At 49.5% G+C, this 22,905-nt stretch carries 17 protein-coding genes; 15 read left to right on the top strand and 2 right to left on the bottom strand.

From position 1 onward, the window contains the following. The first annotated feature begins 162 nt into the window (after positions 1-162). From AAIH57_RS10085 to AAIH57_RS10115, 7 genes are all read left to right on the top strand, one after another. Positions 163-1,938 carry a sensor histidine kinase gene (locus AAIH57_RS10085; RefSeq protein ID WP_430021537.1) on the top strand — a complete coding sequence of 592 codons (1,776 nt, stop codon included), beginning with the start codon at positions 163-165 and terminating at the stop codon, positions 1,936-1,938. After that, complete coding sequence (locus AAIH57_RS10090) at positions 1,935-3,011, top strand: response regulator (protein ID WP_430021538.1); 1,077 nt, start codon at positions 1,935-1,937, stop codon at positions 3,009-3,011. Before AAIH57_RS10085 ends, AAIH57_RS10090 begins: the two co-directional genes overlap by 4 nt. A gap of 203 nt (positions 3,012-3,214) precedes the next feature. After that, a complete protein-coding gene (locus AAIH57_RS10095) occupies positions 3,215-4,189 on the top strand; it encodes an ABC transporter permease (RefSeq protein ID WP_175397978.1) in 975 nt (324 codons plus the stop codon). A gap of 14 nt (positions 4,190-4,203) precedes the next feature. After that, positions 4,204-5,073 carry a carbohydrate ABC transporter permease gene (locus tag AAIH57_RS10100; RefSeq protein WP_413034905.1) on the top strand — a complete coding sequence of 290 codons (870 nt, stop codon included), beginning with the start codon at positions 4,204-4,206 and terminating at the stop codon, positions 5,071-5,073. 60 nt (positions 5,074-5,133) lie between these two features. Next, the gene (locus AAIH57_RS10105; RefSeq protein WP_430021539.1) at positions 5,134-6,792 is read left to right on the top strand and encodes an extracellular solute-binding protein; all 1,659 of its coding nucleotides are present in this window, start codon (positions 5,134-5,136) and stop codon (positions 6,790-6,792) included. 302 nt (positions 6,793-7,094) lie between these two features. Then, a complete protein-coding gene (locus AAIH57_RS10110) occupies positions 7,095-8,867 on the top strand; it encodes an ABC transporter ATP-binding protein (protein ID WP_430021540.1) in 1,773 nt (590 codons plus the stop codon). Further along, on the top strand, positions 8,848-10,689 hold the full coding sequence (locus tag AAIH57_RS10115) for an ABC transporter ATP-binding protein (RefSeq protein WP_430021541.1): 1,842 nt from the start codon (positions 8,848-8,850) through the stop codon (positions 10,687-10,689). Before AAIH57_RS10110 ends, AAIH57_RS10115 begins: the two co-directional genes overlap by 20 nt. Before the next feature lie 131 nt (positions 10,690-10,820). Here AAIH57_RS10115 and AAIH57_RS10120 read toward each other — a convergent pair whose 3' ends face one another. Beyond that, entirely contained in the window at positions 10,821-12,812 is a 1,992-nt protein-coding gene (locus AAIH57_RS10120) for a DUF4832 domain-containing protein (RefSeq protein ID WP_430021542.1), read from the bottom strand. A gap of 658 nt (positions 12,813-13,470) precedes the next feature. On the opposite strand from AAIH57_RS10120, the gene AAIH57_RS10125 reads away from it, so the two are divergent. The 5 genes from AAIH57_RS10125 (at position 13,471) to AAIH57_RS10145 (ending at position 19,060) form a co-directional block, all read left to right on the top strand. Further along, positions 13,471-14,571: a Gfo/Idh/MocA family protein gene (locus AAIH57_RS10125; protein ID WP_430021543.1), complete on the top strand. Its 1,101-nt coding sequence runs from the start codon at positions 13,471-13,473 to the stop codon at positions 14,569-14,571. A gap of 11 nt (positions 14,572-14,582) precedes the next feature. Then, the gene (locus AAIH57_RS10130; protein ID WP_175397985.1) at positions 14,583-15,473 is read left to right on the top strand and encodes a carbohydrate ABC transporter permease; all 891 of its coding nucleotides are present in this window, start codon (positions 14,583-14,585) and stop codon (positions 15,471-15,473) included. Positions 15,474-15,485: 12 nt separating this feature from the next. Further along, entirely contained in the window at positions 15,486-16,319 is an 834-nt protein-coding gene (locus AAIH57_RS10135; RefSeq protein ID WP_430021544.1) for a carbohydrate ABC transporter permease, read from the top strand. Positions 16,320-16,387: 68 nt separating this feature from the next. Continuing rightward, positions 16,388-17,731 carry an ABC transporter substrate-binding protein gene (locus AAIH57_RS10140; protein ID WP_430021545.1) on the top strand — a complete coding sequence of 448 codons (1,344 nt, stop codon included), beginning with the start codon at positions 16,388-16,390 and terminating at the stop codon, positions 17,729-17,731. Between the two features lie 288 nt (positions 17,732-18,019). Continuing rightward, positions 18,020-19,060, top strand: coding sequence for a LacI family DNA-binding transcriptional regulator (locus AAIH57_RS10145; protein ID WP_175397988.1), 1,041 nt, complete (start codon positions 18,020-18,022; stop codon positions 19,058-19,060). Between the two features lie 111 nt (positions 19,061-19,171). On the opposite strand, the gene AAIH57_RS10150 is transcribed toward AAIH57_RS10145, so the two are convergent. Continuing rightward, positions 19,172-20,077, bottom strand: a complete 906-nt coding sequence (locus AAIH57_RS10150; protein ID WP_430021546.1) for a helix-turn-helix domain-containing protein — start codon at positions 20,075-20,077, stop codon at positions 19,172-19,174. Between the two features lie 182 nt (positions 20,078-20,259). Between AAIH57_RS10150 and AAIH57_RS10155 the strand changes: the two genes are divergently transcribed. The 3 genes from AAIH57_RS10155 to AAIH57_RS10165 are packed head-to-tail and all read left to right on the top strand — an operon-like array spanning position 20,260 to position 22,901. Beyond that, positions 20,260-20,904, top strand: a complete 645-nt coding sequence (locus tag AAIH57_RS10155; protein WP_246311040.1) for a carbohydrate-binding family 9-like protein — start codon at positions 20,260-20,262, stop codon at positions 20,902-20,904. 49 nt (positions 20,905-20,953) lie between these two features. Next, positions 20,954-21,802, top strand: a complete 849-nt coding sequence (locus tag AAIH57_RS10160; protein WP_430021547.1) for a sugar phosphate isomerase/epimerase family protein — start codon at positions 20,954-20,956, stop codon at positions 21,800-21,802. A 55-nt stretch (positions 21,803-21,857) separates the two neighbouring features. Continuing rightward, entirely contained in the window at positions 21,858-22,901 is a 1,044-nt protein-coding gene (locus AAIH57_RS10165; RefSeq protein ID WP_175397991.1) for a Gfo/Idh/MocA family protein, read from the top strand. Positions 22,902-22,905: the final 4 nt, after the last annotated feature.

Below are 22,905 nucleotides of genomic sequence, written 5' to 3' on the forward strand. Positions count from 1 at the left end.
CTTTGACCATCGTAAGAAAATGGTCAGGGTTTTTCTGTTTTTTTAAACAGGGGTGTGATATGTTTTTAGGGATAAGATGGGGACGGAATATGGGTGAGGTGCGTGTACAGGATGTGGTGGATCAACTTTTGTAAACGCTTTAAATTTAGGACGAAATTAGTCTTGTTTTTGTCAGCAGCGACGGTATTGATTTCGGGAGTTACGGGACTGATTACGTATCGCATACATATTGCTCTTTTCAATGAAGAAGTCAGTCGGCAGTACAGTCTTACAGCTGAGCAGATCCTTGCACGCCTCGATTCCCGGGTGAACGACATGTACAAAGTCACGGATTACATCACACTGAATCCCTCCGTGAAAAATGCCATCAAGGCACAGGCCGCAGGCATCTCTTCCTATGATCAGATGAAGCTGGAAGATGAACTGGATGATCAGCTGTACCAGGTGCGGCTCGATGCACCGGAGATTATGGGGCTCCGCATTTATGATCTGAAGGAAAACATATTCAATCTTGGCGCCTTTGCGGGGTCGTTTCAACAGATGGATCCTTCCTATCTGGCAGAGATGGTTCATAGACTGGAAGGAACGGGCGGCGAATACGTATGGAATCGCCTGGGACCGGATGCCTTCCTGCAAGAGGAACAATCCAATTGGATTTTGGCGGGACGCTTAATGCGTTCTGTTGACTTGGAGACTTACGGAGTGATGTTAATCCTGTTTAATACCTCGCTGTTCGAATCGTATCTTAAAGACCTGCGGCTAAATGATGAGGTTGCTGTTTATCTGTTTGATGCTGAAGGGGATCTTCTATATGCATTTCATAATCAGGATGCAAACCCGCCGCCGCTTGCACAGCTGAGCATGGGAGCAACCGAAATCAGGGATGAGCAGGGAACCACCCATTTGTATACCAAACAAACCTCGGATAAGGCTCACTTCACGCTGGTCAGCAAGGTATCACTCGCTCAGATTCAGAACAAGGGAAAGATCATCGTAAAAGTTGCCGTGTTCTCTGCGGCAGCCAGCGTATTATGCTCCTGGTTTATCATCACCATCATCAGCGGAAGATTGCTGCGTCCGCTGGCGAGCCTGGTCAACGCAATGAAGAGAGTGCGTGATGGGCGGTTTGATACAAGGGTCCGAATTGAGACCAAGGATGAACTGGGCTTCATCGGTGAACGGTTCAATGCGATGGCATCCCGGATCGATACGCTGATTCATGAGGTATACGAGCGGGAACTCAGTGAAAAGGAAGCCGAGCTCAAGGCCATTCAAGCCCAGCTGAACCCTCATTTTCTGTATAACACACTAAGCATGTTTTTCTGGAAGTTCTATATGCTGGGCGATGAGAAATCGGCTCGCCTGGTCACAGCCTTGTCCGAGATGCTGCAATATACGTTGGAACCGGTGCAGCGACTAACGACACTTCAGGATGAAATGACGCAAATTGATCATTACCTGCAGATTCAGCAGGCACGGTATCAGGAAGCATTGTCGATTGAAATTTCTGTTCCTGCGGAATTGCTTCGCTGTCAGGTGATCCGATTACTGCTCCAACCCATCGTGGAAAATGTTTTTGTTCATGCCTTTGCTGATAAAAGGGATAACCGGATCTTGGAGATTCGGGCTTCGCAGCCATCGGGAAATGAGGCCGAACCGGACATGCTCATCATCGAAATTTCAGATAACGGCTGCGGCATGGACACATCGGTCATTGAACGCATTATGGCGCCGGTGGCGCATGCGGATGAGGAGCGTCAGCACATTGGCATGAGAAGTGTACTTAGACGAATTGAGCTGATTCACGGCGAACCCTATGGTGTCCAGATCGAGTCGGCTGTTGGCGTAGGGACGCTTGTACGTCTTCGTTTGCCATATCAGCTCGGAGAGGGAGTCATGTCTGGGAATTCGGATGGCAGAGAGGAGAAGGTTCAGTGAATGGGCGAATGCTCGTGGTAGATGATGAAGCGTTATTTCGTCAGGGATTGATTCATCTGGTTCGCAACAATCCCCTTGGCTGGGAGGTCGTTGGTGAAGCTGCAGACGGAGAAGAAGCGATACAGGTGGTAAACAGCTGTACACCTGATCTGATTATTACGGATATCAACATGCCTGTGATGGATGGCCTGGATTTGGCCGAACGCATACACGAGAGCGGACAGGACATCATGATTATCATTTTGACCGGGTATCGTGAGTTTGAATATGCACAGCGTGCCATCCGTTATGGGGCGATTGAATTTTTGCTGAAGCCATTTTCCCTTGATGAAGCGTGTCAGGTGCTGCGCAAGGCCCATGAACGGTATCGCCGGAAACAGTCCGACATCCGGATCAGGGAACAATACAGCCAGGTGGACCGGACAGAGAGACTGCGCGAGGAACTGACTTCGCTGCTGCTGGGCCATCAATTCGGGGAGATGATTATACGGCTGGAGGGATTGCTTGACGAAGCCTCCGAAATGCCGCTGCCGCAATGCAAGGCCGAGATTCATGTGCTCATGAAGGTCATGACGGACCTGCTTATACAGCAGCTGCAGCCGCAGGAGTCGGGTGGCTTTGACCAATTTGGTCCAGATCCGCTGCTCTGGATTCATACCGTTCCTGAGGCGATTGCCTGGGCCCGCTGCAAAAGCGAAGAATGGTTGGACTTGATGATGCGGCACACACAGGAACAGCAGGATCATGTAATTACACGTGTCATTCAGTATATTGATATGAACTATTCCAGGACTTGTACGCTGCAGGCCGTGGCTGCCCATGTTCATGTGACCCCCAACTACTTAAGCCATTTGTTCAAAAAGGAGACCGGACAGGGCTTTAGCCAGTATGTTAGCAAACGCCGGATCGAGAAGGCGAAGCTGCTGCTGCACAGCACCCGGCAGAGCATGGCGGACATAGCGGAACAGACCGGGTTCGATAACTCCAGCTACTTTACAACCGTATTCAAACAGATGACAGGATTGTCGCCCCGAGAATACCGCAAGCAGCCAAATGGAAGTAACAGCGAATAGCCATCAGCCTTTATCTGGTTTGTAGCCAAAGTTAAAGAGAGTTTATTTTTTTATAACGTCACGTTTCCAGCGACGGCCCCATCATGTGGGGTTATTTTTGTGTAGAAATTTAAAAAAGAATCGTTAAATAACAAATGTTTGCGCTTACATTTTTATCTAAAATACAACTATAGTACATCAGCAGGCAGAGAGGAGTGATAAACATGAAGGGGGAACTGGCCGCAGGAACGCCGTCTGGATTACAACCGCCGGACAGCGAAATCAAACATCGGCTCCGGCAGCAGCGGCTGCGAAGGTTCAAGACCAATATTCCGTTAATATTGATGTTTATTCCGGTCATTCTGTTTTACCTTACCTTTCGTTATGCACCGATCGGAGGCCTGGTCATGGCCTTCAAGGATTATAACTTCTATGACGGGCTCTGGCACAGTCCCTGGGTAGGCTTTCAGCATTTCGAGACACTATTTAGCGATCCACGGACGGTGGAGATTATCCGTAACACCTTGTTTCTCAGTTTGCTAAGCATCATCGTAGGCTTTCCCATTCCGATCATCCTGGCCATTATGCTGAATGAGGTGCGAAACATGGCCTTCAAGCGGACGGTGCAGACCGTGGTCTACATGCCGCACTTCTTCTCCTGGGTCATTATTGCGATGATGATCATGACCGTCTTCTCCTTGGAAAATGGAATCGTAAACCGCTGGGTCGAAGCCTGGACGGGAGCTCCTTATCCGTTCATGTACAACAAGGGCTCATGGATTGCCGTGTTTGTCGGCTCGGGAATCTGGAAGGACATGGGCTTCAATGCCATCATTTTTCTGGCGGCACTAACGACCATTGATCCGAGCCAGTATGAGGCTGCACAGATGGACGGGGCGAGCAAGCTGCGGCAGATCTGGCATGTAACGCTTCCGGGCATACGCTCCACCATTATTCTGCTGCTCATTCTGTCGATGGGACGGGTGATGGAGGTTGGGTTCGACCAGGTATATATGCTTCAGAATTCCAATGTCAACGAGGTGGCGGATGTCATCAGTACGTATATTTACCGCACGGGTCTTCAGGGAGCGCAGTTCAGCCTGACGACGGCGATGGGATTGTTCGAATCATTGGTCGCATTTATTCTCATATTCTGTGCGAATTATATCGCACGCCGATTTAACGAAGGTCTGTGGTAGGGAGGGAGAACAGCATGAGAAAAACCAGAGGAGAAAAAGTCTTTTATCTGATCAATTATGTATTGTTAACATTGGTTGCCGTCAGCTGTATCCTGCCCCTCCTGAATATCATTGCCTTGTCATTCAGTGATGCGCGAGCCGTCGTCTCCGGCAACGTGGGGTTATGGCCGGTTGACTTCACCTGGTTTTCGTACCACAGCCTGATTACGGGAACGCCAATTCTGAATGCGTTCTGGAACAGTGTGGAGATCACATTAATCGGTACAGGGCTGAGCATGGCGGTGACGATTATGGCGGCATATCCGCTGTCACGCAGGCATTTTTACCACCGCCGCTTTTTTACGATGGCGATGGTGTTCACGATGATTTTTAACGGCGGACTCATTCCGACTTACTTGGTCGTCCAGAATCTCGGTCTTGTGAACAGCTATGGGGCACTCTGGCTGCCAGGATTGGTGAGCACGTATAACATGTTGATCATGCGGTCCTATTTTGAAAATTTGCCTGGGGAAGTGGACGAGGCCGCTCGCATCGACGGCTGTGGTGAGCTGGGGCTGCTGTTTCGAATTGTGCTGCCATTATCCAAGCCTTTGCTGGCGACGATTGCCCTCTTTTACGGTGTGGGGTACTGGAATTCATTCATGAGTGTGATGATTTATATCAATGATACGTCCAAATACAACATGACTGTACTGGTCCAAAATATGATTATGTCCAATCTGAACGTACAGGATTTTACCGATCCAACGATGATCTCCAATCTGACGCCGGAAGGCATCCGGGCAGCGGCGGTTATCGTGATGGTCATTCCCATTTTGGCGGTATATCCGTTCTTGCAGAAGTACTTTGTCAAAGGGGTCATGCTTGGTTCGATCAAAGGTTAAGAATCGCTGTGAGTTATACCGTGTGGGTTCATATTACAGGAGAGAAAGAGGGTCTTATCTATGGCGTTTACGAAGAAGGCATGGATGAAGTCGGGTCTCGTTCTGGGCTTGATCGGCGGAATATTGGCAGGATGCACAGGGGGAAGCGGCGGCAGTGAGCAGGCTGAAGGTGAAAGCGGCAGGGGGAATATCACGTCAACGATCTATGATCGGGGGGCGGTCCCGAGCGGCATGGGCACGATCGAAGACAACATGTGGTCCAAGTGGATCAATGAGAACGGTCCGGCCAATGTGAAGTATACCGCTGTTCCACGGTGGGAATCCCAATCCAAGCTTAATGTACTATTTGCTTCAGGCAGCGCGCCGGATGTCATTTTCGAATTCGGAACGCCCATCCGCAATACCCTGTTTAATCAAAAACAGCTGATGCCGCTGGATGACCTGATCGAGAACTCCAGCGTGGAATACAAAGCGCTAATGGAGAAATACCCCCAGCTGAAGAAGGCCGGCATCAAAAGCGATGGCAAGTTATATGAAGTCGGCCGCATGAACGAGGTGTTTCCGCTGACGAGCTTTTTCATCCGGGAAGATTGGCTGGAGAAGCTGAATCTGGAGGTGCCGACGAATGAGGAAGAGATGCTGGCAGTGGCCAAGGCCTTCACGGAAAATGACCCTGATGGGAACGGAGCGAATGATACATATGGCATCGGCGGGTTCCAGTTCGGGGATACGGCGGGTCTGTTCCGCTATATGTTCAACGCCAACTGGGTTAACGTGGAGGAAGGGGAGATTGTGGTCGGACCCAACAATATGAGGGAAGCGACTGCATTCAAACGTGCCTTGTATGAAGCCGGCGTGGTGGATAAGGATTTTCTGACCGACAAGGACGGCGCCAAGGCGAAGCAGGATTTTCTGAATGGCAAAATCGGCATGTATGCCGCCATGACTTCGGATTATACGGGATTTGCGGCCAAGGAATTGGATACGCTGATGCAAAATGTTCCGGAGGCCAAATTAAAAGTCATCGCTCTGCCAACCACTTCGGTAGGACAGTACACGATGGTGTGGAACAATCCGGTGCAGATGACTGCTGTCGTGAATGCACGCGCCAAAAATCCGGAAGCGGTCATGCAATATATCGATTTTCTGACCAAAACAGAGACGGGCCGAACCTTCAAAAATGGATTTGAAGGTACACACTACACCCTGAATGATCAAGGCTGCCCGCGCATCTCGGATCAGGAGAAATACAAGCAGGAGATCAGCTGGGCAGGGGACTATGCCATGATGTACAGTCGCTTGGAGGAAGGCAAATGCGGATACACTGAAATGCTGTTCAGCGAGGAGATTCCGTCCCAGAAGGAAGGGCTTCGCCTTTTCAAAGAAGCGCGGGAAGTATACATGACGGATCTTCCGGTGGGCGAGGGCGTGACTCACTCCGAACATATGCCGCAGCTGCCCAAGGAGCTCCAGGTGAAGCTCACCAATGTGACGACAGCCATCAACGATATTTTCACCCGTTCCATCATTGGCGGCAGCAAGTATACGGTTGAACAGGCTTCTGCGGAAGCACAGCAAAAGTGGGAACAAGGGGGCGGACCGGAGATTGAAACATGGTACAAGGACTGGTGGAGCAAGGAGAAGGATAATGTTCTGGTCTGGGATGATTTCTATGAAATCTATGAACAGCAGCAGGCGGATTTTAAGAAGTCGGAGTGAATGGAATCTCTGGATCAGTTCTTGATCAGTTTTGATAGGAATCAATTTTAATTAAAGTTAATGATTAAGCCTGGGATGCTGCCCAGGTTTTTTTGTCCTGAATGGATATCCTCTTGTTCATTTCAGGTTAATAATGAAAAGGAAAGAAGATATTAACGATTTGAACGAGTAAAATGCGATATAATAATCGTATTGGGTACGTGAAATTTTACATAGAGTTAAAGAAAGAGACTAACGGAGCTGGCTGCGTAGACACAAAAATGAGTCACGGTAATCAAGCGCTCCGGGCCGGAGGAATGGTAATGATCAAGCTGTTGTACTACTTGAAGAAGTATCGGGTTGCCGCAATCGCAGCACTGGTCATGATGCTGATTGAGCTCGCAGTGGAACTGGCTCAGCCATACCTGATCTCCAAAATCATTGACAACGGGATCCAGCAAGGCGATCTGTCCGTCGTTTGGTTATGGGGCGGCGTTCTCGTCGGCAGTGCCGTAGTGGCATTTGCGGCCGGAATTGCCAGTTCGTTTTTTGCATCACATGCGAGTTTGGGGTTCGGATTCGATCTGCGTGAGAAGCTGTATGACAAAGTGCAAGCGCTCTCGTACGCCGTATTTAACCGCTTTGCCACGTCATCGCTGATTACTCGATTAACCGGAGATGTAACCCAGGTGCAGGATACGGTATTTATGAGTCTGCGGTTCATGACCCGTGTGCCGCTCGTGGTGATCGGAAGCATGATTATGGCCGTCGTCGTGAATCCAAGGTTGGGGCTGCTGCTGGTGGTAATGGTCCCTGTACTGCTCGTATTTGTCATCTGGATGATCAAAAAGGCCGCGCTGCTGTTCCGCAATGTGCAGCGCAGACTGGATGCCGTCAATGGAGTCATCCAGGAAAATCTGACAGGCATTCGGCTGATCCGGGTGTTCGTCCGGATGGGCCATGAGATTGAGCGCTTTGCCGGATTCAGCGGCAAGCTGATGAAGGGCACTATCTCCGCGCTGCGCCTGACGGAGACGACCATGCCATTCATGCTGCTCATGATGAATGGCTGCATCATCGCCGTCCTCTGGTTTGGACGGCGCGACATCTCCACCGGCAATGCAAGCGTTGGTGAAGTGGTTGCGGTCATCAACTATTTGCTCCGCACCATTGGTGCCATGTCTGCTTTGTCCTGGATTCTGGTGACATTCTCCAGAGCCAGTGCTTCGGCGCAGCGGATTAACGAAGTGTTTGACACAGTGGATACCTCGGAGACTGCTCAGGAGACATCTTCAGCACACAATATGGGTTCTGGAGAGAAGAGTAAACGGCCTAAAGCTGTTCAGGGTGCAGTTGAATTCCAAGGTGTAGGGTTCAGCTATCCAAACAGTGATATTACGGTCTTGGAGGATATCACGTTCTCCGCCAAGCGAGGAGAGCGCATCGCCATTATGGGAGCGACAGGTTCAGGTAAATCCTCACTCGTACAGCTTATTCCAAGGCTGTATACCGAGGAACGGGGCAAGGTGTTGATTGATGGCACCGATGCAAATCAACTGGACATTCCCACATTGCGAGGAGCAATTGGTTATGTACCGCAGGAAGTTATCCTTTTCACGGGTTCAGTGAGAGATAATATTGCCTGGGGACGGGAAGATGCAACGCTGGAAGAGATTAAGGAAGCCGCGAAGCGTGCCCAGATTCATGACACCATTGAGAAACTCCCGAATGGATATGACACTCAGTTGGGCCAGCGCGGGGTTAACTTGTCAGGTGGCCAGAAGCAGCGTCTGTCCATTGCGCGTGCATTGATTCGCCGCCCGAGTATTTTGATTTTGGATGACAGCACGAGTGCACTCGATGTGGCGACTGAAGCGAGGTTGCTGGACGCCCTGGAAGAACTGTCCTGTACAACGTTTATTATCACCCAGAAGATCAGCTCAACCACCTCTGCGGATCTGATTTTGCTGCTGGATGATGGGCGATTGATTGGACAAGGCAAACACGAAGACCTGATGGATTCGTCCGAGCTGTATCGCCGAATCTACGGATCACAATACGGGGAGGGTACACCACATGTTCAAAGCGTTCATTGAACCTTTCCGTCAGCCCCCGCCACCACTTGATCCCAAAGCGCTAAAAGCAGGTGGAGGCCGCAAGCCGAAGGCGCGGGCCAAGAACTGGTCCGGCACACTGGGCCGGATCTGGACGTATCTGGCCCGCCGCAAAGTGAAGCTGACGCTGGTGCTGCTGATGGTATTTGCCAGTTCCGCTCTGGCTTTGCTTGGTCCGTACATGGTCGGTGTGGCCGTGGACAATTATATGGATGGAGAAGCGACAAGCTCCAGCTGGATGACGTTTCTGCTGGGTCTTGCAGCGGTGTATGTGCTGTTCTCGCTCACCTCCTGGCTGCAAAATATATGGATGATTGAAATCGCGCAGGAGACCATCTTCCGGATGCGTTACGATCTGTTCTCCCATCTGCACAAGCTGCCAATTCCATTTTTCGGCAAGCGTCAGCAGGGTGAGATTATGAGCCGGGTCACCAATGACATTGAGAATGTCAGCGGGACGCTGAACAGCTCGGCCATTCAGATTTTCTCCAGTGTGTTGACGCTGCTTGGAACGTTTGGCGTGATGCTCTGGTTAAGTCCATTGCTGACCTTGCTGACGTTTATCGTCGTACCGCTGATGGCGATTGGCATGCGCTGGATTACACGCAGAACCGGACCGCTTTTCAAAGAACGTCAACGTAACCTGGGTGAACTTAACGGGTATATCGAGGAGACCTTGTCCGGACAACGAATTATCAAGGCCTTTTCCCAGGAGGAGCGGGTGGTTCGCGGATTCGAAGAGCGGAATACCCGAATTCGGGTATCCGGTTTTTGGGCACAGACCATTTCCGGTTTTATCCCCAAACTGATGAATGGATTGAATAACCTGAGCTTTGCAATCGTTGCAGGGATCGGTGGTATTTTGGCCATCCAGGGTACTGTTACAGTTGGGGTCATTATCATCTTTGTGGAGTATGCTCGTCAGTTCACTCGTCCGCTCAATGACCTGGCGAACCAGTGGAATACGCTGCTGTCCGCGATTGCCGGGGCTGAGCGGGTTTTCGAAGTATTGGACGAGGATGAAGAAGCGAAGGATGAAGGGGCTGCAGTATCTCTGGAAAAGGTTGAGGGTGCGGTGCGCTTCGATAAGGTTTCCTTCGGATATGATGAGGGACGCAATATATTACATCAGATCAGCTTTGAGGCGAAACCGGGTGAGATGATTGCACTGGTCGGACCGACGGGTGCCGGGAAAACAACCTTGATTCAGCTGCTGTCCCGCTTCTATGATCCGACTGAGGGCATGTTGACCGTGGATGGCCGGGATATTACCACCATTCGTCGTGAAAATCTGCGTTCTCACATGGCGTTTGTCCTTCAGGATTCATTCCTGTTCCAAGGGACGATTCGGGAGAATATTCGTTTTGGCCGCCTGGATGCAACAGACGAGGAAGTCGAAGAAGCTTCAAGGCTGGCCAATGCCCATTCGTTTATCATGCGCATGAAGGATGGGTATGACAAAGTGCTTCAGGCTGATGGAAGCGGCATAAGTCAGGGACAGAAACAGCTGCTTGCCATTGCACGGGCCATTTTGGCCGATCCGTCCATTCTCGTATTGGATGAGGCGACCAGCAGTATCGATACCGTTACGGAGATCAAAATCCAGGAAGGGCTGCAGCGGCTGATGCAGGGCCGTACCAGCTTCGTCATTGCCCACAGGCTGAACACGATTCGGCAGGCAGACCGAATTCTGGTGCTGAAGGATGGGCAACTGCTGGAACAAGGCTCGCATGAGGTGCTGTTGGAGCAGGGCGGCTTCTACAGCGAACTGTATCACAGCCAGCTGCGCAAGAAAGCGCAATAGTTGCCTATGGATCAGCGGATTATATAGCATTGAATATTTATCGTTACAACAAAAGAAGAGCAGGGAGGGGGGATAAATGCCCTTCTTTCCTGCTCTTTGCTTATTTCTTGAATGAGAGAAATCATTCGCGTTTATTTCGTCACACTGCTTAGTTTGTAGGCACCGTCTGTCAGCCGGTTTGTATTGGCAAAATCCACACCAGGCTTGTTGGTTTCCGGATTAATGATCGCAATCGCGATATCATAGGTTCCGGCAGCAAGGCCTGAGACCGGAATGGAGTCGGTCAGGGTGTAGGTACCCGTTTTCCATGTGGTCAGATTGACGGTAGTTGTTTTCTTGGCAACCACTGTATTGCCGCTGCGCAGCTGAATCTCAACAGGCCAGGCAAAAGGGAAGTGCTGAACGCCTTTGTTTTCCACTTGGATTGTTGCCGTAAAGGTGTTTCCGCTAATGGTGGAAGGATGGGAAATTTCCTTCACAACAAAGTGATAACCCATTCTTTTCTTGAGTGCATCGATATTCGCCTGCAATGCATGGTTCAAAGGAAGCGAGGCTGGTGAGTTCGGCCCCAGCCAGCTAGGCTTGCTGAGCTCGGTTTGGCGCAGGGTTTCCGTGAATCCACTGCCGCTGGTCAAGGAAGCCAGCATGCCGGAAGCTCCCCCGTAAAATTCTCCACCGGAGATTCGTGTGTCCCAGAAGTTGGCATGTGCAGGCTGCTGCTGACCGATATCATCCCAGTACCCATTCTGGGTGCCCGTGTACCATCCCCAATCCGCATCAAAGCTGTCTTTATGCCCGAAGACATCGTTGAACATGCCCATAACCATGCCTTTATTGTTGGTTTTGGCCAGAGCAATGCTGCGCCGGATCAGCACCTGCATTTTGTCCTCTTTGCCGGCAAAGGCATCAATGTAGTGCTGGACGTACTTGTTGGAGATGTCATTGGTAGGGAAAGCGCCTGTGTAGTTGGTTTCACCATTTGGACCGACATAAGGCCAAGTATGGAACTCGCCCCAGTGTCCAAGGGAACCAATCTGGATAAAAGCAATCGGCCGATCATTGGTGTTATACCTGGCGGCGATGGCCTCTATGGCCAGTTTATGCCGTTCCTGCAAATAGGTAGAACTGTAGTTGGGGGAGAAGCCCATGTTGTTGCCTGCCCCCATCCCCCCGGTCGTATCGTTATATGGCATTCCGGGAGAAACGCCTTGGCTAACCATGTCATTGTATAGCCAGTCGGGAATATCCCGATGAGCCTGGCCTGTAGGACTGTCGAGAATGAAGCGCAGCACCACTTTGACGCCCTTGCTTTTCCAATAGGCAAAGTTGTTGGTTGCTTCAATTGCACTAAAATCATAGGTGCCTTTGGTAGGCTCAAGTTCCTTCCAGGTTACCCCGGCATACACGAGCCTGTGCGGCTGTTCATAAGTGGTGCTCTTGGCGGAAGGTGCCCAGCCTTTGAATGGGTTATTGAGCGGGCTGTCAAGCTCTACCGGATTTACAACCGTGTTGTTACCCGAACCGCCACCCGATCCACCCGAGGTCAGCAGGTAAGCGGGCAGCGTCTGTCCCGCGGCAGGCAGCCTGGATGTATCGGAACTGTTGTCGATATAACCGACCCGGACCGTGCTGCCAGCATTGATCTGCAATGCAGCCAGAGGAATAGCCACTTCAATCACTGAAGAACTGCGATAGAATTGTACACTGGTGAGTGTGCTGCTAAAATTCCAGCTCCAGTCGCTTCCGCTGCCAGTGTAGGCATACAAGCTAGTATTTTCGAGCAGCCACTCGACACCTGTCGTTCCCCAACCAGAAGCCTGGTAACCTGTTGTGGTATTGTTATCGGTATTAATCCAGAAGTTGCCCATCGATGTACTCAGCCCCGAACCTTGAACGAGCAGGTAGAGGTTCGTTCCATCATTCGTCAGTTTGAGTGTTTGAGCTGTGCCGCTATTGGTCGCAAGCGTCCCAACAGTGCTCCAATCACTGACGTTGCCATCAATGGTAACGGCTGCAGCGGCAGCCTTGGGCATTGCTCCAGCAGGCAGTATTAAGGTGATTAGGAGAACAAAAGTCAAAAAGAGTCCAAGAGTCAGCTTGCTTCTATCCAACAATCTTGTCATCGAATCCCTCCTGAGTAATGAATTTCTGAAAATTCCGGTATTGAAATCGTTGTTCCTCCTCAATGGATCATTCACGATGGGGGAGGTTACTTCTTCGGTTCATCTCCTTCCTGTTCGCAAATATCGCGAGATAATAACGTATTATGTAAATATCATGGTAGCTATTGTAGGGAAATGCACTTTCTGAGTCGCAATGTATTTTTTGCGGCAAATATAAAACGTGGTTTTCTGTGTTGTTTTCCGCGTATAAATTGCATTATAGGGGATGTAATGGCGAGATACAACAGAAAATTTTCCATAATTTATCTGTTTTTTTTGTGTCTTATTGTAAGGAAAATGCGTAGTGTTTGTTGTAGAGATCATCTGTACTGAAATATTTTTGCCGCAATTTTTAGTTTTGGTGATCCAATTATAAAATAATAACTTTAAAATGTAAACGCTTTATAATGTATTATACAAACAATTAATCTTTATGGATACTTAACTTGTCTATTAATTTGTATTGCCGCAAATAAAATAAAAATTTAGCCAAAATGGATTGACAACAACTAAAAACTATTTTACTATCGTTACATATTCGTAATCCTGTAAGGTTTCTTTACATCAGAATTGCAGGATGGCATTTGCCGCAAAATTAAGAGCAACGGAGTGTGTGAGCATGGGGAAGATAAAAATGGCGTTTATCGGTGTGGGGGATATGGGGTCGCACCATTGTATCGGTTTTGATCTGCTTGAGGAATGTGAGGTTCGCTATATCTGTGATATGAATGAGGCCAATGTGGCGCGGACCCTGGTTGAACTTAAGAACAGCAACCCTGATGTATTGAAGGATTATCGTGAATTGCTGCATAAAGAGGATTTGGACGCGGTGGTCATCAGTGTACCCAACTATTTGCACCGTGAAGTGGCGGTTGCCTTTTTGGAAGCTGGCAAGCACGTATTCCTTGAGAAGCCGGTTGCTCATACGATTGAGGATTGTGATGCCATTATCCAGGCAGCCGAAAATGCTGGACGTGTTTTGCAGATCGGACTTGTGTATCGATATTCCAATCTGTATCGCCGGATGGCGAGAGAGCTGGAGAGTGGGCGTCTTGGCGATGTGAAGATGATGTGGTGCAAGGAATTCCGTGATCCGTTTCCACCGGCAGATTGGTTCTATGACAAATCCAAGTCTGGCGGAGCCATCGTAGAGAAGGATTGCCATCACTTTGATATTTTCAACTGGATGATCCAGGCGAACCCTGTCCGTGTTTTTGCCTCGGGTGGACAGCATGTCATGAAGCAGGGCGAGCCCAACCGGATTGAGAACTCCTACAGTCATTATCCGGCCAAACAGATTTCCGATACCTCAATTGTGGACCATGCGTTTATCACCATTGATTATGATAACGGCAGCAAGGCCAATCTTGGTCTGTGCATGTATCTGAAACCCCGCAATCTGATGGGGGAGGGACTTGAGATTGGTCTGATCGGGGAGAATGGCGGCCAGATGGTTGCCCGTAATGACAAGACCATTGATATCGTCGGCGGTCAGGACTGGACCCGAGATCACCTGGACATTGATGTGACCTCCGATTCCATCATGGGCGGACACACAGGGGGGCAGACCCAGCGAATTGATTTTCTGAAATGTGTGCAGGAAGGCAAATCGCCTTTTGCTAGTGCGCAGGTTGGCCGTAACGCTTTGTTGATTGCCCTCGCGGCAGAGAAATCCATCGTGGAAGAACGGTATGTGTATTTAGAAGAAATTACAGGCTGAGGGGTGTCATCATGAACAGATTGAGAAAATATGACACACTGCTGTTCTTTCTCTTCATTTTGCCTTGGATCATAGGCTTTATCACCTTTTTCCTGTTTCCTTTTGGAACATCCGTATTTTACGCATTTACGGATGCCAGACTTCCCGGAGCAACCAATTTCAACTTTGTCGGTTTTGATAATTTTACGCACATGATGGATGATCCGATCTTTTTGAAAAGTCTGCTGAACACGATGTATTTTGTTGTATTCGGTGTTCCCATCGTCACGGCCGGCATGCTTGGTCTGGCGATGCTGCTTAATTTTAATGTCAAAGGGATCGCGCTGTTCCGAACCTTCTTTTATCTCCCGACGCTGGTGCCGATCGTAGCAACGGTCATTATCTGGCGGCTGGTATTCAATTCGGAATTCGGCATATTGAATGCCGGACTTGGTGCTCTCGGTCTGGGCAAGATTGACTGGATCGGCGGAGAGCATACCATTAAGCCTGTCATTATCCTGCTTCAGGTCTGGATCTCCGGCAGCGGGGTGCTGATCTTCCTTGCCGCCCTCAAGAATGTTCCCAGGCATCTGTACGAAGCGGCGGCCATCGACGGGGCAAGCGGCATTCGGCGATTTTTCCGCATCACCTTGCCGATGATTAGTCCTTCCATTCTGTTTGTCATCATTATTCAGACGATGTATAACTTTCAGATGTTTACGGAAGCATTGCTGCTATCCAAGGGTGGGCCGAATTATTCTGCTTATACGTTTGTCTACAACATTTACAAGTCCGCATTTACCGATTTGAAGTTTAGCATGGCGATGACGCAGTCGATTTTCCTGTTCGCCGTGATCTCGCTGGTCACCCTGATTCTGATGAAAGTTTCCAACCGCTTTGTGTATTACGAGGGAGAACGATAGGAGGAATGCTGCATGAATACCCGAAAAGTAGCGGTAAAAGCGTCCCAATATACATTGCTGATCGCGGCGTTGATGCTGTTTGCAGGGCCTCTTGTATGGATGCTCTCAACCATGCTGAAAACCAAGGCGGAGACATACAAGGTGCCTCCGACAATACTGCCGGAACAATTCAGTCTGGAAGCATTTGAACGATTGTTTGCTGTGCAGCCCATGATGTGGCAATGGATACAGAACTCATTTATCATTTCGTTTTTTGTGGCGGCAGGAGCGGTTGTATCCAGCTCGCTTGTCGCTTACGGTTTCTCCCGTTTTGCAACCAAATACCGGGATATCCTGTTTCCTGTTGTCCTGGTTACATTGATGATCCCTCCTTCCATAATGATGATTCCCTCGTATGTCCTTTTTTCCAAATTGAACTGGATCGACACCTGGCTGCCGTTAATTGTTCCATCCTGGCTCGGAGGTGCTTATTACATCTTCCTGTTTCGGCAGTTTTTCATGACCATTCCCCAGGAGCTGGATGAAGCTACATATCTCGACGGCGGCAATCGCTGGACGGTGTATGCAAGAGTCATTATGCCGCTCTCCAAACCCATTATTATGACGACCATCATTTTTGCCTTTGTGAACTCCTGGCTCGATTTTCTGGGGCCGTTCCTGTATATCAAAAACGCCGAGATGTTCACGCTGAGTGTGGGACTGCAGCTGCTGATTGGTCAGACAAGCCAGGATTTGCCAGCACTTGCCGCAGGAGCATTCATCAGCATTGTTCCCATTGGCTTGCTGTACTTGTTCGCACAACGCTACATCGTTGAGGGGGTGGTGCTCACGGGCACCAAAGGATAGATGGGCTGCCTGCTTTCCGGTTTTCAGAGTGAGATGACTATTCGATATGATGTAAAGGGGAGCTGTATATGAGAGGAAAAAGCAAACGGCTGTTCAATGTGTGGGCACTTGTACTTGCCACGATGATGGTCATCAGTGGATGTGGAAATGGTGAATCATCAGAAGTGGCCAGCTCCGGCGGTTCCGGAAGCAGTGGGGGAGAGCCTGTAACCATCACATACTCCCAGTGGGGGACGGCAGAAGAGCTTCATCGGACACAGGAATTATTGGATCAGTTTATGAAGGAGAACTCTGATATTACGGTTAAGCTGGAGGGCAAGGATTGGGGCAGTTATTGGGATGGATTGACCGCGAATGCAGCGGGCGGCACGCTTCCTGACGTATTCAAAACCAGCTATGCCTATGTGGAGAAGTACGCCGAACTCGGCATTTTCAAGGAACTGGACGGCTTGCTTGCTGATAACCAGTTTGATCTGAACAACGTGGATCCAAGTCTGCTCGGTCTACATCAATATCAGGGCAAACAAGTATCCTTGCCCATCGATGCCAATGTCATCGTCTGGTATTATAACAAAGCCATATTTGAGAACGCCGCAACGAATCCTCACAACGCTCCAGTTCCATCGCTTGAACCGACGTGGAATGAAATCACTGATATTGCAACGAAGATGACACTCGACAAAAATGGGAAAAGTGCGGATGAGGCGGGATTTGATGCTGGCAATATCGTACAGTGGGGCATGTCGGTTTCCCCGGGATCCACAATGGATTGGTTCCTGGAGCCAGCGCTCTGGTCCAACGGCGCCAAGCTTGTGAATGACGATGGCTCGCTTGCGCTCGAAACACCGGAAGCAATGGAAGTGCTGAACTATTTTATCGATTTGACCAAAAATAAAAAAATTAACACCACCCCTGCTCAGATTGAAGGGTTGGGAGGACAGGTTAACCTCGCAATCACTACGTCGAAGGTAGCGATGAATCCGGGTGGCAGCTGGAATACAACCAACTACCAGGAGGCTGGCGTGGAATACGGCATTTCGTATCTGCCCAAATTCAAAACCAACCAGACCGTAGTTCAGCCTGCCGGACTTGCGATCAGCTCCAACACCAAACACGAAGAAGCGGCCTACAAGCTGCTCGCTTGGCTCGCCGGACCGGAGGGCCAGACCGAACTGGCGAAGCAAGGATACTCCATTCCGGCCAATAAGGCAGCGGCAGATGCCTACATTTCCACTGTTGGCGAAGATAATAAAATCTTCCTGGACGCGCAGCAGTACGGCATTGTTTCACCGTTTACGACGAAGAAAACCGATCTGGTATGGACGTATGGTGAGCAATCCCTTAAACTTCCGCTTGCAGGAGATGGGGATCTCAAGGCAGCGCTTCAGGATCTCGCGTCCAAGATGCAATAAATCGATAACGAGAGAGTTTTCGTTGTAGATTTGCAGAATATAAAAGTAGTATTCGGCGGCAGTCATGGGAAAGAAACAGCCCAAGGCTGCCGCTGTTCATTTTTCATTTTTTGCATAGAGAGCTCATGTGAAGCCTGATGTCAGAGACCATAAACCTTAGAGCGCATTGACTTCTTGCAAGGAGAAATATAGAATTATATTTGCCGCAAATTTGTGTTTGCAAGAATGAAATTGCCCCAATATCCATTGGGTTTGAATAGAAGGCTAGAGGAAAGGTGGGGCTTCATATTGGCTAAATTGAAGGACATTGCAGAACGCGTAGGGGTATCCATCTCGACCGTTTCACGTGTAATGAAAAATGATGTCAACCGCTCTGTGAGTGAAGAGACCCGCAAGAAAATATGGGAAACGGCAGAGGAACTGGGGTATCGTTCACAGCGTCCCGTGAAGAAAAAGAAAATGGAACCCAAAACGTCGTATGCGATCGGCTGCGTTGTGGCCATTCCGCAGAACAAATACAACAGTCCTTATTTTTCGGTCATTATGGAAGGCATCGAGAAGCAGTTGGCTGAATCCGGCATGCGCCTGGAGTTTGTGTACAGCATAGAGAACGATGGGGATACTGTGCAGCTGCAGTCTCTGGTGAAGGAACATCGGATTGATGGCATGATTGTGGTGGAGCGAATTGACCCGGAAGCGTATCGCTGGCTCAAGGCCAATGTGCGCTCTGTTGTGGGGGTGGATATCACGGACCCCGACATTCCTGTGGTGGGTTATGACCGGGAAGCGGCTGCGAGAGAGGCGACGAATCATCTGATCGCCCAGGGTCATCGCCTGATTGCCTATGTTGGCGGCGCGGAATACAAAAATGATTTCCGGGCGGAAAAACGTTTCCTTGGTTACCAGCGGGCGATGAATGAGGCGGGGCTTCCGATTGACGACGACTGGGTCATTGATGTGAAGTGGGATGTATCGCTGAGTTATGAACTGACCCGGAAGGCATTTGCCAACAATGAGAGCAGACCTACTGCCATTTTTGCAGCAAGTGACATGATGGCCATTGCTGCGATGCGGGCAGCAACCGAGCAAGGTCTACGCGTACCGGAGGACATCGCCTTTTTCGGTGTGGATAATATTGAAATATCCGAATTCACTTCTCCACCGCTGTCGACCATCCATGTACCTAAACTGGAGATGGGGATGTTCGCGGTCAAGCAGCTGCTGGATTATCTGGATCATCAGCATGAAGTGGCTGTCAAAGTCATCATTCCGTACCGCTGTATATTTCGTCAGTCTTCCAATAGCAAGCGGGAAAGTGATTCGGTCTAAACTTAGGCCCATTTTTGTTGGTAATCCCGTTACATAGTGAGAAGATCATTTGATTCACAAGTGTTAACCGAAGAGTTCCCTCATCCAAGACTGGATGAAGGAACTCTTTTTTTATAGCATTCGGGATAATTTCCGGTACTCCCGAGGGGATATCCCTTCATGTTTGCGGAAAGTGCGGCTGAAATAATGAATGTCCGGGTAACCACTTCGTATGCCAACGACCTCGATGGAACAGTCCGTTTCCCGCAACAATTTACGTGCTTCGCTCAGACGGATGGATTGAATGTATTCGTTTGGGGGCATGCCGACCATCTGTTTGAACAATTTGGCCATGTGATCCACGCTCAGATTCAATTGTTTGGCTATGCCCGAATTGGTCCAAGGCTCTGAAGGAGCTGCTTCGATCTGTTTCATGAGCTCGCGCAGCTTGTCTCCGTGAACGGAAACATGGCGAGACGAGCTCAGGTACGGAGAACGCAGCAGATAGGTAAGCAGCTGCAGCATCAGTGCTTTGCAAATCAGTTCATATCCTGGTGGACGCATCGTAAATTCATGAACCAGCTGCTCCATCAGCTGAACGGCAGCAGAGGACGGTGTATAGACTGGATTCGCAGATAACGGTGTCATCCCTTCTGCGCAGGCTTCCGCGGCGAATTTATGCAGCTGAACATGGTCTTCGTTTACAACCATATCCGCCTCGGTCTGTATGGTCAATTCATTAAAAAAGTCAAAGTGAATGCCGATGAAACGTGTCTTCGGATGGGATACGGCTTCATTCTGATGATAGACCCCGGACGGCAGCATAATGAGCTGTCCCGCCTTCAGTGTATAGCGTGTATCGTGCATGTAGGTTGCTGCTTCGCCCTCACAGACGTACAACAGTTCAAAATCATACAATCGCCGCCTTGGCAGCTTACCTGGAGGGAGAGTCTGGAACTGCGCGTAGTGAACAGTGGGAGACCATTCCCTGTAACTGGCGATTCTTTTTACTGGATAATCCGTTTGGGGGAGGGACACGGGCTCAGCTCCTCTCTTGTGCAATTCAATGACATGATCATTAAAAACAAAACGGAATTGTACAAATAATCTCTTGATCTTCTAAATAAAATTCGGAATGATTCATCTATAATACAAGTATTATCACATGTTCAACCCATAGTTACAACATCACGGATTAAGTCAAAAGGAGTTGAAGTGGATTGAACACTTTTTCCGCGGAACGAAACCCCAGATATCGCTGTAACGCATTCGCGTTTATGGCAGCGGGTGAGTTTCCTGCTCCTGATGATTGGGAGAAGTGTGTGCCGCTGAAATTGGTCGATACAGTGACGGGCCTGCCTCCTCTGCAAGCCACAGAAGTGCGCTTGGGCTGGAGTGAGGAATACCTGCATATCCGTTATGTATGTCAGGACCCCTATGTCGTATCCGACTTCACGGAACGAGATCAGCCTTTGTATGAACAGGACGTTGTTGAGATTTTTATCGACGAAGAAGGCGGTGGCCTGAAGTATATGGAGCTTGAGGTCAGCCCGCACAATGTTGTATTCGATGCCTTTATTCATAATGTCGATGGAGCTGGTTTGAATCTGAAGGCAGACGTCACTTGGCAGATGAAAGGGCTTCGAACAAAGGTAGAAACGGATGATCAAGGCAACCGGGTATACTTTATCCACATTCCATCCTGTAATTTCAAGTCACCTCTAACTTCGGGATTGTGCTGGAAAGTGAACATGTATCGCATAGACGAAAATGAGCAGGGAGAACGGGAGTACCAGGCTTGGCAGCCTACTGGTGCCATTAACTTTCATATACCTGCCAAGTTTGGTCTGTTTCAACTGGTATAGGATCGCCATGCCAAACGAAAACAAAGGATATGATGAGGAGGGATTTGAGATGAAAAAAGGGATTAACATCTGGTCGTTTCCAGGGGACTGGGCCATTGCAGATTGTATTAAGACAGCCAAGGAGGCTGGTTTCGATGGAATTGAGCTTTCGCTGAATGGGGAAGGTGAGCTAAGCCTGTCTGCTACAGATCAGGAAGTCCGCGATATCCAGGGACGTCTTGAAGAGGCTGGGCTGGAAGTTGCAGGCCTGGCGACTGGATTATACTGGGATTATCCGATGACGAGTGCCAACCCGGAAATCCGTACCAAAGCACTGGATGTGTGCAAAAGACAGTTGGAACTTGCTTCGGTATTTAGCGTGGATACGATCCTGGTTATTCCTGGTGCCGTAGGAGTTGATTTTATCCCTGACAGCGAAGTGACCGATTACGAGGTGGCCTATGAGCGGGCCCAGGAAGCTATTGCCCACCTGCTGCCGTATGCTGAACGTGCCGGAGTGTCGATTGGCATTGAAAACGTATGGAACAAGTTTCTGGTGTCACCGCTTGAACTTCGTACGTTCATCGATTCATTCCAGTCCGAGTATGTAGGTTCCTACTTTGACGTAGGCAATGTGGTGCAGAATGGCTATCCGGAACAGTGGGTTCGCATTCTCGGACACCGGATCAAAAAGGTACACTTTAAGGACTATCGCCGGCAAGCGGGCGGACTGCATGGTTTTGTTGACCTGCTGGCTGGGGATGTGAATTATCCTGCAGTTATGGAAGCACTGCATGCCATCGGATACGACAATTACGTCACGGCGGAGATGATTCCCCCATACACCCATCATTCCCAACAGATTGTCTATAACACATCGAGAGCGTTGGATGCCATCTTGGAGAGACCCATCCAATAAAATCGTATAACAACGAATAACAGAACTCATTATTTTGATATTAGGAGGCAAACACATGTTAAAAGTGGGTTTGGTTGGTTTCGGATTTATGGGACGTATGCATTTTGATAACTATGTACGCCTCGCCTCGGAGGGGGAGCCTGTAGAACTCGTCGCCATCTGTGATTTGAAAATAGAGGAACTGAAGCATGGGAAAGCAGCCGGAAATATGGCGACAGAGCAGGAGATCTATGACCTTACACCTTATCGGCTGTATGATGATATCGCTGTGATGGTGGAGCAGGAGGAACTGGATATCATTGATATTACATTGCCTACGCCGCTGCACGCGGAATTAACATGTGCCATGTTGGAAAAGGGCATCCATGTGCTGTGTGAGAAGCCGGTTGCACGCAATTCAGCGGATGGGTGGAAGATGGCACATGCCGCCAAACAGACTGGGAAAACACTGATGATCGGTCAGTGCTTGCGCTTCTGGCCTGCGTATGACTATCTGAAATCCGTGGTGGAAGACGGTCGTTATGGAGCGGTAAAGGCAGGCTATTTCTTCCGTGGTTCAGGTTTGCCTCAACCATGGTTTCTGGATGGAGACAAAAGTGGTGGCTGCATTTTGGATATGCACATTCATGATGCGGACATCATCCACTGGCTGTTTGGCAAGCCGGATCAGGTTTCCACACTCGCTCGTAACGTGATTCCAGGAAGCGGCTATGACACGGTATCGACCCATTATGTTTATCCTGACGGCAAGGTGCTGAATGCACAGGCGGATTGGACGCTGGAGGGGGATTATGGTTTCTCGATGACATACCGAGTGAATTTTGAGAAGGGGAACCTCGTTTTCGAAAACGGTGAACTCAAAGTGAACCCGAATGACGCTCCAGGTTTTGTTGCCGATCTTTCCCCGGACTCGGGATATTATCACCAGATCCGTTATTTTATCCGGTCGGTAGCAGAAGGGAAGCCTGTAACGGTATGCACACCGGAGAGTGCGGTTGGCAGTCTTGAAATCATTGAGGCGGAGATGCGTTCTGCGGATGATCGGGGTGCGCTCGTATCGCTCGGGGAGAAGGCTGGCAGCCTGACAGCGGAGGCATAGTTTA

Origin of the sequence: Paenibacillus sp. MABNR03, assembly GCF_050455445.1 — a bacterium.
Taxonomy (GTDB): domain Bacteria; phylum Bacillota; class Bacilli; order Paenibacillales; family Paenibacillaceae; genus Paenibacillus; species Paenibacillus xylanilyticus.

What these genes read in the sequence shown, in the direction of transcription:
- AAIH57_RS10095 (WP_175397978.1), top strand. Translation starts at nt 3,215, where the DNA reads ATGAAGGGGGAACTGGCCGCAGGAACGCCGTCTGGATTACAACCGCCG.
- AAIH57_RS10100 (WP_413034905.1), top strand. Translation starts at nt 4,204, where the DNA reads ATGAGAAAAACCAGAGGAGAAAAAGTCTTTTATCTGATCAATTATGTA.
- AAIH57_RS10105 (WP_430021539.1), top strand. Translation starts at nt 5,134, where the DNA reads ATGGCGTTTACGAAGAAGGCATGGATGAAGTCGGGTCTCGTTCTGGGC.
- AAIH57_RS10110 (WP_430021540.1), top strand. Translation starts at nt 7,095, where the DNA reads ATGATCAAGCTGTTGTACTACTTGAAGAAGTATCGGGTTGCCGCAATC.
- AAIH57_RS10115 (WP_430021541.1), top strand. Translation starts at nt 8,848, where the DNA reads ATGTTCAAAGCGTTCATTGAACCTTTCCGTCAGCCCCCGCCACCACTT.
- AAIH57_RS10120 (WP_430021542.1), bottom strand. Translation starts at nt 12,812, where the DNA reads ATGACAAGATTGTTGGATAGAAGCAAGCTGACTCTTGGACTCTTTTTG.
- AAIH57_RS10125 (WP_430021543.1), top strand. Translation starts at nt 13,471, where the DNA reads ATGGGGAAGATAAAAATGGCGTTTATCGGTGTGGGGGATATGGGGTCG.
- AAIH57_RS10130 (WP_175397985.1), top strand. Translation starts at nt 14,583, where the DNA reads ATGAACAGATTGAGAAAATATGACACACTGCTGTTCTTTCTCTTCATT.
- AAIH57_RS10135 (WP_430021544.1), top strand. Translation starts at nt 15,486, where the DNA reads ATGAATACCCGAAAAGTAGCGGTAAAAGCGTCCCAATATACATTGCTG.
- AAIH57_RS10140 (WP_430021545.1), top strand. Translation starts at nt 16,388, where the DNA reads ATGAGAGGAAAAAGCAAACGGCTGTTCAATGTGTGGGCACTTGTACTT.
- AAIH57_RS10160 (WP_430021547.1), top strand. Translation starts at nt 20,954, where the DNA reads ATGAAAAAAGGGATTAACATCTGGTCGTTTCCAGGGGACTGGGCCATT.
- AAIH57_RS10165 (WP_175397991.1), top strand. Translation starts at nt 21,858, where the DNA reads ATGTTAAAAGTGGGTTTGGTTGGTTTCGGATTTATGGGACGTATGCAT.